This window comes from Vibrio sp. 1978 (genome assembly GCF_033344345.1).
The window spans coordinates 1-13,882 of record NZ_JAWPOP010000003.1 but is presented as its reverse complement, the minus strand read 5'-3'; the positions used below and the strand labels follow the sequence as shown (position 1 = coordinate 13,882).

General features: G+C 42.8%; 18 protein-coding genes and 2 tRNA genes. 8 read left to right on the top strand and 12 right to left on the bottom strand.

What is annotated here, in order from left to right; genetic code table 11:
• Positions 1 to 8: 8 nt before the first annotated feature.
• Complete coding sequence (locus tag R8N49_RS03840) at positions 9 to 1,115, bottom strand: M20/M25/M40 family metallo-hydrolase (protein ID WP_025766746.1); 1,107 nt, start codon at positions 1,113 to 1,115, stop codon at positions 9 to 11.
• Between the two features lie 538 nt (positions 1,116 to 1,653).
• Between R8N49_RS03840 and hppD the strand changes: the two genes are divergently transcribed.
• From hppD to R8N49_RS03800, 8 genes are all read left to right on the top strand, one after another.
• Positions 1,654 to 2,727, top strand: a complete 1,074-nt coding sequence (gene hppD, locus R8N49_RS03835; RefSeq protein ID WP_005377835.1) for a 4-hydroxyphenylpyruvate dioxygenase — start codon at positions 1,654 to 1,656, stop codon at positions 2,725 to 2,727.
• On the top strand, positions 2,720 to 3,850 hold the full coding sequence (locus R8N49_RS03830; RefSeq protein ID WP_186584309.1) for a homogentisate 1,2-dioxygenase: 1,131 nt from the start codon (positions 2,720 to 2,722) through the stop codon (positions 3,848 to 3,850). The genes hppD and R8N49_RS03830 overlap by 8 nt, the downstream gene beginning before the upstream one ends.
• A 9-nt stretch (positions 3,851 to 3,859) precedes the next feature.
• Positions 3,860 to 4,897, top strand: a complete 1,038-nt coding sequence (locus tag R8N49_RS03825) for a fumarylacetoacetate hydrolase family protein (protein ID WP_025766743.1) — start codon at positions 3,860 to 3,862, stop codon at positions 4,895 to 4,897.
• A gap of 21 nt (positions 4,898 to 4,918) precedes the next feature.
• The gene (gene maiA, locus R8N49_RS03820; protein WP_005377832.1) at positions 4,919 to 5,587 is read left to right on the top strand and encodes a maleylacetoacetate isomerase; all 669 of its coding nucleotides are present in this window, start codon (positions 4,919 to 4,921) and stop codon (positions 5,585 to 5,587) included.
• Positions 5,588 to 5,782: 195 nt separating this feature from the next.
• A complete protein-coding gene (locus R8N49_RS03815; protein ID WP_005377831.1) occupies positions 5,783 to 6,442 on the top strand; it encodes a DUF2726 domain-containing protein in 660 nt (219 codons plus the stop codon).
• 119 nt (positions 6,443 to 6,561) lie between these two features.
• Positions 6,562 to 6,900 carry a hypothetical protein gene (locus tag R8N49_RS03810; RefSeq protein ID WP_025766742.1) on the top strand — a complete coding sequence of 113 codons (339 nt, stop codon included), beginning with the start codon at positions 6,562 to 6,564 and terminating at the stop codon, positions 6,898 to 6,900.
• Between the two features lie 179 nt (positions 6,901 to 7,079).
• Positions 7,080 to 7,156 (top strand) — tRNA-Val (locus R8N49_RS03805).
• Positions 7,157 to 7,189: 33 nt separating this feature from the next.
• Positions 7,190 to 7,266 (top strand) — tRNA-Val (locus tag R8N49_RS03800).
• 258 nt (positions 7,267 to 7,524) lie between these two features.
• Here the strand turns inward: R8N49_RS03800 and R8N49_RS03795 are convergent.
• The 11 genes from R8N49_RS03795 to R8N49_RS03745 form a co-directional block, all read right to left on the bottom strand.
• A complete protein-coding gene (locus R8N49_RS03795) occupies positions 7,525 to 7,755 on the bottom strand; it encodes a hypothetical protein (RefSeq protein ID WP_017820907.1) in 231 nt (76 codons plus the stop codon).
• A gap of 129 nt (positions 7,756 to 7,884) precedes the next feature.
• On the bottom strand, positions 7,885 to 8,523 hold the full coding sequence (locus R8N49_RS03790) for a DJ-1/PfpI family protein (protein ID WP_025766741.1): 639 nt from the start codon (positions 8,521 to 8,523) through the stop codon (positions 7,885 to 7,887).
• Positions 8,524 to 8,684: 161 nt separating this feature from the next.
• On the bottom strand, positions 8,685 to 9,083 hold the full coding sequence (locus R8N49_RS03785; RefSeq protein ID WP_017820909.1) for a VOC family protein: 399 nt from the start codon (positions 9,081 to 9,083) through the stop codon (positions 8,685 to 8,687).
• Between the two features lie 205 nt (positions 9,084 to 9,288).
• Complete coding sequence (locus R8N49_RS03780; RefSeq protein WP_225466652.1) at positions 9,289 to 9,861, bottom strand: hypothetical protein; 573 nt, start codon at positions 9,859 to 9,861, stop codon at positions 9,289 to 9,291.
• Positions 9,862 to 10,053: 192 nt separating this feature from the next.
• Positions 10,054 to 10,503 carry a nuclear transport factor 2 family protein gene (locus R8N49_RS03775; protein WP_005377826.1) on the bottom strand — a complete coding sequence of 150 codons (450 nt, stop codon included), beginning with the start codon at positions 10,501 to 10,503 and terminating at the stop codon, positions 10,054 to 10,056.
• 163 nt (positions 10,504 to 10,666) lie between these two features.
• Positions 10,667 to 11,056: a lysozyme inhibitor LprI family protein gene (locus R8N49_RS03770; RefSeq protein WP_042522523.1), complete on the bottom strand. Its 390-nt coding sequence runs from the start codon at positions 11,054 to 11,056 to the stop codon at positions 10,667 to 10,669.
• Positions 11,057 to 11,460: 404 nt separating this feature from the next.
• Complete coding sequence (locus R8N49_RS03765; RefSeq protein WP_005377824.1) at positions 11,461 to 11,712, bottom strand: TIGR03643 family protein; 252 nt, start codon at positions 11,710 to 11,712, stop codon at positions 11,461 to 11,463.
• A 98-nt stretch (positions 11,713 to 11,810) separates the two neighbouring features.
• Positions 11,811 to 12,311: a GNAT family N-acetyltransferase gene (locus tag R8N49_RS03760; RefSeq protein WP_017633971.1), complete on the bottom strand. Its 501-nt coding sequence runs from the start codon at positions 12,309 to 12,311 to the stop codon at positions 11,811 to 11,813.
• A gap of 150 nt (positions 12,312 to 12,461) precedes the next feature.
• A complete protein-coding gene (locus tag R8N49_RS03755; protein ID WP_138939935.1) occupies positions 12,462 to 12,842 on the bottom strand; it encodes a hypothetical protein in 381 nt (126 codons plus the stop codon).
• Between the two features lie 153 nt (positions 12,843 to 12,995).
• Entirely contained in the window at positions 12,996 to 13,400 is a 405-nt protein-coding gene (locus R8N49_RS03750; protein WP_017633973.1) for a DUF1801 domain-containing protein, read from the bottom strand.
• A gap of 141 nt (positions 13,401 to 13,541) precedes the next feature.
• Positions 13,542 to 13,832, bottom strand: a complete 291-nt coding sequence (locus R8N49_RS03745; RefSeq protein ID WP_318189865.1) for a YnfA family protein — start codon at positions 13,830 to 13,832, stop codon at positions 13,542 to 13,544.
• Between the last annotated feature and the right edge of the window lie 50 nt (positions 13,833 to 13,882).

Genomic DNA, 13,882 nt, shown 5'->3' with positions numbered 1-13,882 from the left:
GCACGACGTTAACTGACTAGGAAATGTTTCACGAACTCAGTGATTTTGACCATATCACTTACCGCGATAAACTCTTCTGTCGTGTGTACTTTTGCCATGCCAGTTGAAAGGTTGACCGTTGTGAGACCTTTCTTGTTAAAGTTGTTGGCATCGCTACCGCCGCCAGTGCCTTTTGTGAAGGCGTCAATGCCCAACTCTGAAAACGCTGCTTTTATAGCGTTTACGTGTGGGTGGTTTTCTTCAATAACAAAAGCGTCGTAGGCTCGGCTAGATTCAATTTCGACTTCTGCACCGTGTTTTTTACAGACAGACTCTAATGTTGAGATCATATGATTGACCTGAGCATCTAGTTTATCGCCATTCAGGGAGCGTGCTTCTGCCACGATTTTTAATTCGGGCATAACAATGTTTGTGGCCTGACCGCCGTTAACCATACCGATGTTGGCTGTCGTTTCTTCGTCGATTCGAAGCAGCTTCATTTGGTTGATGGCATCTGCCGCCACCATGATCGCACTGATGCCTTCTTCTGGCGCAAGCCCTGCGTGTGCTGGTCGACCTTTGATTTTTGCCATGATCTTTTGCTGGCCTGGGGCTGCGGTCACAATGGTGCCAATAGGGCCACCCGTATCTAACACGATTGCTTCCGTTGAAGTGACGTGTGACATATCGAAGTATTGTGAACCGAATAAACCGCCTTCTTCATACACGGTGAAAGCAAGTTCTAACGTTTTGTGCTCACGGTTTTCCGCTTGAATACAACGAACGGCTTCCATGATGGCAGCAATACCAGATTTATCATCGCCACCAAGAATCGTATTGCCTTTTGAACGGATAACGCCGTCTTCGATGAGTGGCTCAATGCCAATACCTGGAGTGACCGTATCCATATGACAGCTCATTAGAATAGAGCCGTCTTTTTTGCCGTCTAAACGGGCGTACACGTTAAAACCGTTAGAAATGTGCTCAGGTACTGGAAGTTTGCGTACGGTAAAGCCTAGCTCGCCTAGCTGTTCTGCCAGTGTTTCTGCAATTTGTTTTTCGTTTTTTGATTCGCTGTCGATACGTACTAGTTGGCAAAAGTGTTCAACTAAGCGTTCTTGATTGATGTGTGTCATTAGATGTCTCTTTTTCTGATCGAGCGTGAAGCCTTGTGGCTCGGCTCGATAGGGAACAGAGCACCACTTATGGCACAGTTACTTTTGAATAAAACTGAGGTGAATCAATAAAGGGGTATCCATGACACGATTCTGACCGATGAGCCTTTCGAACTGTATGAAGCGTCACGAAATATTACTTTTGATGTTTTGCAGGATCAAATGAATAAATCGGATAGAGATAGGGTGCAATAGACTTTCCATCCCCTTTTGCTTTTTGAGCTACGTTGCCAAGATAAAATGCCAAAGTAACAACTTGTTTACATTTTATGTGGTGGCGTAAAGCCGAAAATATCAATCTAATATATTGAAAATAAGCAGTTTGTTTGATGTTTACGAAAGTGGGTTCGACGTGCTCTCTGTGTGTAACATATATTTTACAATTATGCGTAAAAATCGCCAAGATAAAGATTTCTCCCCACGTATTCCAATTTCTCAAGACCTGCGCCAAGTTAGAAAAATAAGTCCAAACAAAAGCTACTGAGACAAGGAGAAAGTCATGGTTGATGCATATAACCCACTAGGAACAGACGGATTTGAGTTTGTTGAATATACCGCTGCTGACAACAAAGGCATTCAACAGCTTAAAGATCTGTTTATATCGTTAGGTTTTGCGGAGATTGCAAAGCATCGCTCAAAAGAAGCGTGGTTATATCGACAAGGTGACATTAGCTTTATTGTGAATGCGCAGCCGCATAGCCAAGCTGAGGGATTCGCCAAAGTTCACGGTCCGTCGGTTTGTGGCATGGCATTTCGTGTGAAAGACGCCACCGTTGCTCTGGCGCATGCGTTAGAGAATGGCGGTAAAGAATATAAAACGGAAATTGGGCCGATGGAGCTTAGCATTCCTGCTATTTATGGCATCGGTGAAAGCTTGCTTTATTTTGTCGATCGTTATGGAAAGCAGAGCATTTATGATGTCGATTTTCGTTTTTATGATGATGCTGATGAGCGTTTATCAAAAGCGAATGTTGGTCTTTACGAAATCGACCACTTAACGCACAACGTTAAGCAAGGCAACATGGATGTCTGGTCAGGTTTCTATGAGCGCATTGGTAACTTCCGCGAAATTCGTTATTTCGATATCGAAGGTAAGCTGACTGGTCTTGTCAGCCGTGCGATGACCGCACCTTGCGGCAAAATCCGAATTCCTATCAATGAGTCGTCAGATGATAAATCACAGATTGAAGAGTTTATCCGTGAATACAATGGCGAAGGTATTCAACACATCGCATTGACCACTGACGACATCTACGAAACGGTCAAAACCTTGCGTGAGCGAGGCATGGACTTTATGCCAACACCAGATACTTATTACGAGAAAGTCGATCAGCGTGTTGAAGGCCACGGCGAAGATGTAAGCAAGCTTCGTGATTTGCAGATTCTTATTGATGGTGCGCCAACGAAAGATGGCATCTTGCTACAAATCTTTACTCAAACCGTTATCGGCCCTGTGTTCTTCGAAATCATCCAACGTAAAGGCAATGAAGGCTTTGGCGAGGGTAACTTCAAAGCGTTGTTTGAATCGATAGAAGAAGACCAAATTCGCCGAGGAGTATTGAGCGATGCATAAATGGATCACATTCCCTCATCGGGAGGGAGTGTGCTCTAAACAAGCACATGCTGACTTCCCGGAAGAGGCAATTTATGAACGTGAGGCAGGTCGAAGTGGCTTCTTCGGCCCCGCAACACATTTTCATCATCAACATGCCCCAACGGGGTGGTCTGAGTGGGAGGGCGAGCTACGTCCACGAGCGTTTGATTTTAATCTAGTCGAAAAAGCCAGCCATATTACCCCTTGGGCAGTCCCGCATCTATTACACAACGCGAATTGTAAAGTTCGTGTTTGGCGTATGGATGAAAAAATGGACTTCTTGGTGAGAAATGCAGATGGCGACGAACTGCTATTCATCCACCAAGGTACGGCAGATCTCTACTGTGATTATGGTCATTTGAAAGTGAGCGAAGGGGATTATGTCATGATCCCGCGCTCAACGAGCTGGCGTTTAGAACCAAGCGAGCCGATGTTCATTCTGATGATTGAAAACACCGATGCGGCTTATACATTGCCCGAAAAAGGCATGGTTGGAAACCACGCGGTGTTTGATCCGGCGGTTTTAGAAACGCCGTCGATCAACGATCAGTTCCGTGCTCAATATTCTGAGAATCAAACACAGGTTCAGGTGAAACGCTACGATAAAGTCAGTGTTATCACTTACCCATTCAACCCGCTGGATGCGATTGGGTGGCATGGTGATTTGGCGGTAGTAAAAGTGAACTGGCGTGATATTCGTCCACTTATGTCACATCGTTACCATTTACCGCCTTCTGCACATACTACATTTGTAGGAGCAGGATTTGTGGTGTGTACCTTCGTTCCTCGTCCAATTGAAAGTGATCCTGGAGCGCTCAAAGTACCGTTCTACCACAACAATGACGATTATGACGAAGTCTTGTTCTACCATGCAGGTGATTTTTTCAGCCGTGACAACATTGAAGCAGGCATGGTGACATTCCATCCAGCAGGATTTACGCATGGTCCTCACCCGAAAGCATTCAAAGCAGGGCGAGAGCATAAGAAGACTTTCACCGACGAAGTTGCGGTCATGATTGATACGCGTCACGCACTTCAGTTTTCGGATGAGCTGGAAAAAGTAGAAAACAAAGAATACGTCTATAGCTGGCAAGAGAAGTAAGAGGCAAGGATGAAATTAGCAACCAAGAAAAATGGCACTCGTGACGGTTTGTTGATGGTCGTGAGCAAAGACTTAACGCGCTGCGTACCAGCGACAGAAATTTTCCACCCCATGAACTTAGCACCGACGATGCAGGTGGCACTTGATAACTGGGATACGCTAGCACCGCAACTGGAAGAGCTATACGTTGCACTGAACAATGGCACGGTTGCAGGGTATGAAGAGTTTGAAGCGCACTACTGCGAGTCGCCGCTTCCTCGCGCTTATCAGTGGGCTGATGGCAGTGCTTACGTAAACCACGTTGAGTTGGTTCGAAAAGCTCGCGGCGCTGAAATGCCAGAGAGTTTTTGGACGGATCCGTTGATGTACCAAGGAGGCTCTGATGCCTTTATTGGTCCTTGTGACAACATCGAGTTTGCGAGTGATGAATGGGGTATTGATTTCGAAGGTGAAGTGGCTGTGGTAACAGGTGACGTACCAATGGGCGCGAGTGTTGCAGAGGCTCAGGAGTCGATTCGTTTGATCATGCTGGTGAATGATGTCTCACTGCGTGGGCTAATTCCCGCAGAATTAGCTAAAGGGTTTGGTTTTTTCCAATCTAAACCTTCTTCTGCGTTTTCTCCTGTGGCAGTAACACCAGACGAACTAGGCGATGCGTGGTACGAAAACAAAGTGCATTTACCATTGGTCTCGACCTACAACCACAAGCCGTTTGGTCGCCCGAATGCAGGTATCGATATGACGTTTGATTTCGCAGACTTAATTGTTCACGCGACTAAAACGCGCCCGCTATCTGCTGGGGCGATTATAGGCTCAGGTACGGTATCCAACAAGCAGGGAACGGAACATGGCACTTCTATTGAAGAAGGTGGCGTTGGCTATTCATGTATCGCGGAAGTTCGCATGATTGAAACCATTCGTGATGGTAAGCCGTCGACTAACTTCATGTCGTTTGGAGATTCAATTAGATTGGAAATGTTCGATGCGGATGGCAACAACATATTCGGCTCGATTGACCAACAAGTTAGCCAATATCTCAAGCACTAACAATGCTGGTTGGGAGACGATATGAGCGATAGCATGATTTTATACGGATACTGGCGATCATCGGCGGCGTATCGTGTGCGTATTTGCTTGAATCTTAAAGAGTTATCGTATGATTCAAAATCGGTACACTTGGTGCGCAATGGTGGCGAACAACACAGTGACGAGTACCATGAGTTAAACGCTTCTGAACTGGTTCCTTTGCTGGTGGATGGGGAGGTTCAGTTAACCCAGTCACTGGCGATCATTCAATACTTAGAAGAACACTACCCGGATGTCACTGTGATCCCCGAGCAAACGCCGCTTCGATACCAAGCGCTAGCTTTGGCTCAGGATATTGCAATGGAGATTCATCCCCTGAATAACTTAAGAGTTCTACAGTATTTAGAGGGGGAGCTAGCTTGCGAACCAGAGCGCAAAGTCGCTTGGATTCATCACTGGATCCACAAAGGTTTTACAGCATTAGAAGAGAAACTTCAGAAGCATCGTAAACTAAATGGTGATTGCAAGTTTAGCCTGACAAGCTCGCCATCTATTGTCGATATTTGTCTGGTACCACAATTTTATAACGCACAACGCTTTGGTGTAGATACTTCTCTTTATCCAACCATTAACGCTGTTGTGCAGTCATGCAATCAACTGCCAGCTTTTATTGATGCGATGCCAGAGAATCAGCCAGACGCTAATAGTTGATTCTTAGCATACATAATGTATTAACAAAATTTAAACGAGCCAATCCAAGTGTGTGATTGGCTCGTTTTTATTGGTGAGCAAAATTTTCTGTTTCTCGCTATCGTCGTGGCGCCTCAAAATTGCGAGGTTTTGTTGCTCTGCATAACATTTCCATTTACGCTTTGAGCAACGAGTTGTTTTGGATGCACTTTATTTATGACCAACATTTTTATCATTGTTGTTCTTCTGGTTTTATTCTTCTTTGTTATTCAAAAGTACGTGATTAAGCACGATGACACGCGTGATTATCCTTATCGCTCGAAAGGCCCTCTGCTCAGAGGTCAAGAGGGTGCGTTCTATAATGCGTTAAGAGCGGCGGTAGGGGAGCATGCCGTAGTATTCGCGAAAGTAAACATGTCCAGTTTGGTTACGCCAAAAGAAATCAAAAATAAGAAGCAGTTTTTTGTCGCGAACAATCGTATATCTCGAAGCTATTTTGATTACGTTATTTGTGACCCAAGGACACTAGAGCCGCGCGTTATCGTTGAATTGGATAATGGGCAGGAGCTAAACAAGGGTAAGATAGAAAGACAAAAGTTATTGATTCATGTTTGTAAGACGGCCAACCTGCCTTTAATTGGCGCCTCGATAAAGCACAGTTATCAAGTTGGGCGATTACGTCGTTTGCTTGCGGCACACATTGATTTGATTGAGCCCGATAAAGAAGTGCGTTTTTGTAAAAAATGCGGCAGTCCGATGATCATTAAAACCGCAAGCCAAGGTGAGTTCAAAGGGAGACGTTTCTTTACTTGTAGCCGTCAGCCGAATTGTACATACACCGAAAATTATAACGTTGTGTTTGAGGCGGACGACTAAACACGACAATTAACCAGCAGAAACAAGGGGCTTTGATTAGAGATGATCAAAGCCTTTTTTGTATCAGTCATCAAGGCAGGGCCTATACTTTGAAAAAGAGGGCAGAATAGGGCAGCCATATGCGATACGGATGGATTTTATCGGCGTTGTTCATCACATCGAATGTTAGTGCGATACCTAATTTGAAACCACTGGAGTGTGAATTGACAGAGACACCCCAAGATCATTTCTTGTTTTACCGAGAGCAAATGGTTTACCACAGTGAGCAGTTTGTCATATTTCAAAACTTCAAAGGCAGGGTGAGCACTCAAGTAGACGTCAAAACAGGAGAGTTGATCCGTACAACCTATATCGGCGAACCATTTAAACCTAAATATCAGATTTTGTTCGGCACTTGCCCTAAGGTATCGCAAATCTTACAGATTTGGATGCTCAGTGAAGTGCCTTACGACAATTAAGTGAGATAATAAAAGTTATATAGATCACACTTTTAAACCCTGCAGGCTCAGTCCTTGTCGATAAAATCATCTGAAAACGCGTGTTGAGTTTACATTTTCGCCAAACGGTTCAAAGTTGGTAAATTTGTGCTTGCACCGTCGTTCGCTTATAGCTAATATCCTCGTCGTTCCAGAGAAATGCGTCCGTAGCTCAGCTGGTTAGAGTATCGCCTTGACATGGCGGGGGTCGGTGGTTCGAGTCCACTCGGACGCACCATTCTGAATTGAATGGTTAGGAACATAAAAATTTGGGTCCGTAGCTCAGTTGGTTAGAGTACTACCTTGACATGGTAGGGGTCGGCGATTCGAGTTCGCCCGGACCCACCAAATTTTAAAAAAGCCCACCTTTTGGTGGGCTTTTTTGTGTCTGTAATTCATTGATATTCAAGTAAAACTACTTCTTTTCTTGTCCCTTGTTTTTGCTCTGCGTTAGCCCCTTGTTAAAGATAAAAGCGCACTACCTGATCCGCAACACAACCTCAAAACCCTAAATGCAATGCATAAGGTGCATACACTTCAAACCCACTAGAGCCGTCTATAAATTATGTTGCGTGCCACTTGCTGTGGCTTTAGAGACACTGACTACTAATCTAAATTATCTGGCGTGTGAAGATTGGTGCCGCATATTGTACATTTGTAGTCACCAGTCGCTTCGCCTTCCATTAATGAGCTAATTATTGCTGCAAATAGACCAGAGAAGAAACCTTTAGCTTTTTTCTCGGTCTTTTCCTGCGCTTTAGAGAAGCTTTCGTACCGATGTAGCGTTACTTCTTTACAATTACAGCAAAACGCTCTTGTCTCTTCAGAACCGTACATTTTTACCAATTGATTTACTCCCTGTAAGTTAATTTCCCCAAGTGGCGTTATGTTCAAGGGTAAGTCACACAAGACTGATGTGTGACTTACCCTAAACACTAAAACTAACGTAATGTAAAACACCACATGTTATGAATGATTATTTAACGCCTTGTTATCCGAGCTTGCTAACTCTGCTGATTGAATAGTTGTGGTAATAAGCTCTTCAAATAGATCTAATTGCCCAGCAGGTATCAATTGATTTTGTATAGCTTTTCGTTTGTTTGAGTCAAATAGCCGCTCTGTTAACCAACCAATTAGATACATCAGTGAAAGACAGCCACCAGCCGTCGCTACATTACCGTCTATCACGAGAGGCAGATCCTGAACATCTCCTCCCATACTTTGTAGAACATCCTTTGCATCTGGGTTTGTTGTTAATCGCTTGCCTTTTAGTAAACCTAGTTCATGGAGGATGAATGATCCCGCACAAATCGAACCTATTAGCTGCCTATTTGGATCAAGATTCAACGCTGACATAAATTCAGCATCTTTTAAAGCGGCTGGAATACCCCGTTTGCCGCTTGTAATAAGAACGACATCTTGATTCGTCACCTCAGAAAGGTGTCCGTCTGTTTTAACTTTCATACCGAGGTGGGAATGATGTTCAGATTTAGTTCCAAGTATACTTACTGTCCAACTGTCGGTTGTGCGCCCCAGCAAGTCATACATAAGAAAGAAATCGATATCCGTGAAATCATCAAATAAAACAACGCCGATTTTATACATAACATTTATCCTTTTGGACTTACTCGTAAGTCGCAAAATGTGTAGTAGGAGGGGGTATTCGATACACAAGCTTCTGCTAAGCACCTTAAACACCAAACGCGGTGCAAACTAACAATGCCATGTGTGCCAAATCCCTATTATAAAACTTTGTTATGTTTGTTTTACGAGCCCGCCCAGAAAAACTCAACCCTAATACCACTTGGGTCGTAACACATTAAATGTTTTGCGGGTCCTGTCTTAACAAGCTCGGGACCAAACTCAATTTCGATTCCCGACGCCATAAATTGATCACGCAACTCATCGAGTTGCTTCTCAGTCTCTACGAGTAAAGCTAAGTGATGCAAACCAATATTCGTTTTTCTGTCAAATGGAGTGGCGGCATCAGCCTTAGCCGCCCATAGTGTAAGCATGATATGCCCATCACTCACAAATATTGCCGGGTAGTCTGGGTTTCTTTTTACTTCACTCCAACCTAATTGTTCAGTGAAAAACTTCGCGCTTGCTTCTAGGTTAGATACGGTTAAACCTACGTGGTGTATGCCTTTTGTTAACACAGTCACTTTGTTTCCTTACTCGTTTTAATGGCTATCAAACAAAGATAACTCGATAAAAAGTAAGCATCAATACACATATATTGATTAACTTCGTCAATCTATTCGAATACGGTAATCCAACTGGAAACATTACATTGTAAACAAGAAACCCAATCTTGAACTAAAAATTAAACTTAGAGTTCATTCTTAAGTCCTGTATTAATCAAATACATTAATAGCCATAATATTTAAGCCAGCCTATAGGGCATATCATTCCATTAAAGGTTTGAATGTTCTTATTCAAGCTAACGTCTTCCAATTTGTAACAGTGAACAACATTACTAGTCGAAGTAGATGCTGGTGTTGAATACGTCACAGGTTTAGAAGCGTTTGCTTTATGTATTTCATGTGCTCGCTGTTGGTCTATCGCCACTTGATTCTTATGATTGTTAACTTCTCGCAATCCAGATTCTAGGGGTAGGTGCCAATCCTTACATGTTGTTCCTAAACCATCATTCTGAGACTGATATTCTGATAACGCTACACGAGCTTCATTTACCGACTGATCGATATCGGACTGATCGACTAGCCAAGTAGAAAAAGAATAGTTAATGGCCTCTCGATAGTTTACCGATTGCTCTAAGCTATAAGCATCGGAATGAAAACAGGCCTCTACCACTGCCCATTGAGTCGATAGGTTTGATAATACGTTTTCAGGTATAGGCTGTAGCTGGCTTTGCGTAGACTGGCAACCGGCTAGAAGAAAAGGGACAGGGAGTAGTTTTAGAAAAAATTTTTGGTTCATTTTAATCTTAAAATTAATGCAATCTTTTTCATTATCATAATACAGGACGATTGAAGAAAGTAGCATTTCTATCAGTAAGGGAATGTGGCTAACGCACTGATAAGGTGTGAGTAAAGCGATATCAAAGCCCTCAACACACCTTAACTACGAATACTACCGCATAACAAAGATGCTATGCGGTAACGGTGGTATTCAGGCTTGAACAGTTTGTCGCACGTTGCTCTCGCCTGACAGCACGGAAATTCTCTCAAAATCTCGACTCGGGAAGTCAGGGTCTACGTACACAAACATACGACTTATCATTTTTCCTTCAAACTCAAATACACTACAAAAACGCCCTGTGGAAACTTTGTTGTCCGGCCAAGAGGTACCATCACTCATTACGCCGCCTTCCTGTCCTTCAACAATGACCTTGTTTCCAGCAGTCGTTATTTGAAAGCCGTCTATGTCGTGCCAGATACTAATCAACGAGCTACCAATCCTATTGCCAAACTCCACTAAGGCACTCTTTCCTTTCGCTTGCCCAAATTTAGGAAAGAAAAAATCAACATCCTCTGAGAATAGATCCAGATAGCTAGGATCACCGGCATCTATTTTCTCGAAATACTTAACTACTAGCCCAACTAAATCGTCTTTTTCCATAATTATTTCACACCCATATTAGCTTTACGCACAACGCAGGGTTAAGTAGTAAGCGGAGCGACCACTCAACCTGAACGTTTGCATCTTAAACACTGAGTACATTTAAACTGAAATTGCCAAGAGTTGCGAATCTTATTGAAGTGCTTTGTTAGATGTAATCCGTTTAGCCTACGTATACTCCATTGAAGTACTCGACGCGTTCTAACGTCATTCTTAACTTACACTCTTCAATCTGGACACCTTGCCAGGGTGAGGGTGTGGAAGACAGGCCCGTAAATTCACATTCGGCGTCTCTGTATTTTAGCCAAGCTCTTTGGGCCTTTCGAAATGGCTCTACCAGTTCGGTCTGAGACCATGTTTTCCTTAGTGCTTTTTCTTCCTCACCTATTCTAGCGATTGCTTCCTTGTAACTTTCGTTAAGCTCTTTATCTGCAGACTCCATCTTCTTTTCTACACACTGATAACCAGCCATAACGCCACCGCCTTTTACTTTGCAGGGATCTTCAACATCAGCAGAAGCCAAGCAAGGTAAAGAAACCAACGCAAATATCATAAGTAATTTGTTCAAAATTGCCTCCAAGCTCCGAGTGCTTGTTAAACCGTTATCAGCTATTTTTCCTTTTTAATCATGCAGCTTTTTGTCTGTGCCTTCAAAGATAAAATAGAAGGTTAGTGATTCTAGTGCCTAAATAGAAGGTAAAAGAGATTGATACACGGGTTAAATGACGCCTTAATCTGAGTTACTTTTAGTGGGCGTTTTGTATCAATCTTTTCTGTGGAATCATTAGTTTGATGGCGTCTGAGGATGTTAATATGACTCCCATTGAATTTATTATCGCCCTGAAACACCTAGGTTGAATTAAGTGGTGACTATTCCCCTCCAATCATGAAGTTGGTTCAAAGGTAGGGCGATAAATGTTGCGATTCGTAATAAAAATTTATGCCAAGTGCAGTTCGCTATCGCGGCTTATATTGAGTTGGGCAATAACCTCTAATGATGTCTGAGTTTCGTAGCTTGTTGTGTTTTGTATTGCGCCCCGAAACCCTTTTACGCCACAATTTAAAGCTACTTGATTTGAGCCGGCTACGCATAAACTGAATCACGTCGGATTCATTCAAACCAAATTGAAATTCGATAGCCTCAAATGGGGTGCGGTCTTCCCATGCCATTTCTATTATTCTTGACTCAGTTTCCGAGGTCAGTTTCATTTCAAATAACCTATTTTAGAAAAGAGATTTCTACGACGGAAATTGAGTCTTGGTTCAAATGTTCTTATATGCGTGCTTAGTGTTTAGCGACATAACACCTACAAAAACTTCTCAATGAGGACTTCGTCTACGTATTTCCCACGAACTTTTGCATGCTTCTTCGCGGTCCCTACGATTTCGAAGCCTTGTTTGAGATAGGCTGATAACGCTCGCTCATTATCGCTGCGAACGTACGCAAATAGTTTTTCGTAACCCTTTTGTTTGGCTACTTCGAATGTCGATTTGAAAAGCTGTTTAGACACACCTTGGCCACGAGCACCGTCACTAACAAACGTACCAATTATGCCAACATGGTCAAAAGCTTTTGTATATTGTGCAAAGGGCTCGATATTTTGGAAACCAATGACTTGTGAGCTATTTTCGGATAAAGCGACTGTAAACACGCCCCGTTCTGGGAAATGAGTAATGAACTCTTTTTCTTCTTCAGGTGTGAAAGGCGTATCTAATACAGTGTATAAACCTTCAATAATGATGGGATTGAGGACGTTTGTAATGCCTTCAGCATCACCTAAAGTTACCTGACGTACAATTAAATTCATGCCACTTAGCTCCTATTAAAATTAGGGCTGCTTTGTACATGAGTTGGAGACTTGCGGCAACAAGTAACGTCATTAAGTCGTAAAGAATATACCTATTACACTTAAACGGCGGTTAATAGTGCTGATTGTTACTTTAGTATTTCTGATATATCACTTTTTAAGTGACGGCTTAACTTCTACAGAATATTTCCACATCACGATCCCGTTTTCTACAAGATCATAACTCGCGCTTTGACCCTCGGAGTTGAGCACAAATACCGGCATTTCCATCCTTGACGTAGAGCCATCTTGGTTGCATGACATGGTAGCTTCAAGCTGTATACTATTTTTGCTCGGTTCTGAAAGGGTCCCTAAGTACGTGCAGCCGTCGACAAAACTGGTTTTGCTTTTTCCTTTAGAGGATATTTCAAAAGTCGGAAAAATGAATGTTGATTGAGGCTCTGTTACTACCACATTGACTTGATAGTTCGTCGCTGAAAAAGCATTGAAATGAGCTCCAAGCATAAGTAAGAACAAGATTTTTGATTTCATAAACTCTTCTTTATTTCGATATTACTAGTTTGGTTACGGCGCTATTAACGTGACCACTTAATCTAAAACTTTACTGCGGAAGCATTAAAAAGGATACAAAGGTAGAGTAGTTGAATATGGTTAATCGGCCGTAAATAGTTTTATTAAGCGATCTTACATACCTAAAAGAGGTAAGTTCTTTCGCTTTTGATAGGTTAATGCTAATTCTAAACAGGTCTTGATTGAAGCTTCTGGCAAAGGTGCTGATAAAGATAGAATTATTGCTCGATTACCCTGAAACTCAAGTGAGTCACTATACAGTTCGCGGAATGTGTCGACGAGCTTAGTTTGGCAATTAAAGAACAGATAATAACGACTAGGCGTTTTCTGTTTCCAATCCATCCTTACCGGGCTACCTGTTTTCACACTGTAGCTTGGCTCTCCCCATTTTAGAGATTCTTCAACTTCCCCCAGTTTTAATTCAGAAGCGATAGTTAAGACGATATTTCGTAGCTCTTCTATCCGAATACGCACATGTTTTGGATACTCATCAAATCTTGCCTTCACTGCATGGTTCATTAGTATCTCCTATAAATAGCGCTGTTTTGGGGTGAAGCCCAAGCGTACTTTGGCTATGTAGCAATTACGTCATAATGTTATTAATCAATAAATCTAGCACATAGCCAAAATACTAAGCGTAAGGGTTTCCCTCGGTTACGTTTAGGATGCTCTGGGTGAAAACATGATGATTGACATGCCAAGCATAGCGACAGAAACCCCCACTATGTCCCAGAGCGTTGGTCGAACGCCGTCGATACACCACAACCATAGAATTGCGACAAAAATATAGACACCACCGGAAGCGGCATAAACTCTGCCAGTTGCGGTAGGATGTAAAGATAGAAGCCAAGCAAACATAGCAAGGCATAGCGCTGCTGGTACCAAAAGCCAAACTGACTTATCTTCCTTTAACCAGAGATAAGGCCCGATTTCAGATAATAAGTGCGACATTCATGGATAGGTGTAGAAGAGGAAGTCAACTACTGAAAGTGGTACGCTCT